Genomic DNA, 1702 nt, shown 5'->3' with positions numbered 1-1702 from the left:
CGGCGGCCGCGGCGGCCGCAGCCGGGCCCCGCCGCGTCGCGCGCCCGCTGCCACCGGCGGTCGCCGCCCCGCGGGCCGCCAGCTCGCTGAGCCGCTCGTGCAGCGCGGCGGCGCCGGGCCGCTCGGCGGGCTCCTTGGCCAGGCAGGCCCGGATCAGCGGGGCGAGCTGCGGCGGTACGGCCGAGAGGTCGGGCTCCTCGTGGACGACCCGGTAGAGCATCACTTCGGAGGACGCCCCGGATCCGAACGGGGTGTCCCCCGTGAGCGCGTACGCGAGGGTGGCGCCGAAGGCGAAGACGTCCGTGGCCGGGGTCACGGCGGCGCCGCGCACCTGCTCGGGCGCGAGGAAGCCGGGGGAGCCGACCGCGGTGCCGACGTGGGTGAGGGTGCTGGCGCCGCGCGACCACGCGATCCCGAAGTCGATGATCCGCGGGCCGCGCGGCGAGAGCAGGATGTTGGAGGGCTTGAGGTCGCGGTGGACGACCCCGGCCTCGTGCACCTTGACCAGCCCGTCGGCCAGCGCGGCCCCGATCCGGGCGGCGTCCGGCCAGCTGAGCGGCCCCTCGTCGCCGACCTGCTTGTAGAGGGACGGCCCGGGGACGTACGCGGTGGCGAGCCAGGGGCGGTCGGCCTCGATGTCGGAGCCGACGACCCGTGCGGTGCAGCCGCCCCGGATCCGGGAGGCGGCGGCGATCTCGCGGGCGAAGCGGGTGCGGAACTCCTGGTCCTCGGCGAGTTCGGCGCGGATCAGCTTGAGGGCGACGCGCTGTCCGCGGCGGTCGGAGCCGAGGTAGACCACGCCCATGCCGCCGGCTCCGAGTCGCCGGTGGAGGCGGTACGGCCCGACGATGCGGGGGTCCTCACGCCTCAGCCGCATCATCGCCATGTCTCGTTCCCCGTCAGCCTTGGGTGAGGCCCCGTCGGTTGGGGCATCGTCAGTTCCTGTCTGGCACAGCTTACGGACTGCCCGCTGCGGTGTGCTGATACGCAACACCTCAAGCCACCGTGCGATTGTCGGATCGTGCACTGAGCTGCAGGTCACAGGGGCGCCGAATCGTTTCTCGGGGTTGCCCCTCAGGGTTCCCTCGGGGGCGGGGTGAGTCGGCCCTCCCCCTCCGGTAGTACGCCTTGAGCCTGAGCGTCATCCTCCGGGATGCCCGAGGAACAGTACGACGGCATGACGTCCGAACGGCCCCCTGACCAATAGCGTTGTGCTCAGCGGTGGACGGGGAGCTCGTCCCCCGAGGTAAGCCGTCCACCGCGCCCAGTCGACCGGATCAGGAGCAAGGCCATGGCAACGCAGCAGACGGGCACCACCCGCCGGCGGCGGCCGGCCTTCACCCGGACCCGGTCCGCCGAGCAGCCCACCCGGCACCCCGCCGTGGCGCTGGCGATGGCCCTGCCGTGCGCCGTGCTCCTGATGCTGCTGTTCGGCGGGTGGGAGCAGATGGCGAACCAGGCCGAGGCCCTGGCCGATCTGATCGGCCGCTGAGGCCGCCGAGGCCGACGACGCCACGGAAGCCACGGAAAGAAGAACACCAGAACGGGCACTGTTCCCCTGGGGACGGGGAGCGGTGCCGCCGGGGAGGCCGCGACCGCGATGACACGCGGACGGGCGAGAGCGGTGCGCAGAGCGCCCCGGCAGGCGGAGACGCCGCGTACGGTCGTCGGTGAGGGCGACCGTACGCGGGGCGTGTCGTGC

2 protein-coding genes are annotated in these 1702 nt (G+C 73.9%); one reads left to right on the top strand and one right to left on the bottom strand.

The window, feature by feature from the left end; translation table 11 throughout:
* The coding region (locus tag ACFV1W_RS40590) for a serine/threonine-protein kinase (protein WP_380422597.1) at positions 1 to 886 on the bottom strand (886 nt) is incomplete at its 3' end.
* A 405-nt stretch (positions 887 to 1291) separates the two neighbouring features.
* Between ACFV1W_RS40590 and ACFV1W_RS40585 the strand changes: the two genes are divergently transcribed.
* Entirely contained in the window at positions 1292 to 1492 is a 201-nt protein-coding gene (locus ACFV1W_RS40585) for a hypothetical protein (protein WP_380422596.1), read from the top strand.
* The last annotated feature ends 210 nt before the right edge of the window (positions 1493 to 1702 follow it).

Source organism: Kitasatospora sp. NPDC059648 (assembly GCF_042734825.1).
In the GTDB taxonomy this organism is placed as follows: domain Bacteria; phylum Actinomycetota; class Actinomycetes; order Streptomycetales; family Streptomycetaceae; genus Kitasatospora.
This window is presented reverse-complemented; position numbering and strand designations above follow the sequence as displayed.

Excerpts from the sequence above, each read along its gene's own strand:
- ACFV1W_RS40585 (WP_380422596.1), top strand. The coding sequence starts at position 1,292 with ATGGCAACGCAGCAGACGGGCACCACCCGCCGGCGGCGGCCGGCCTTC.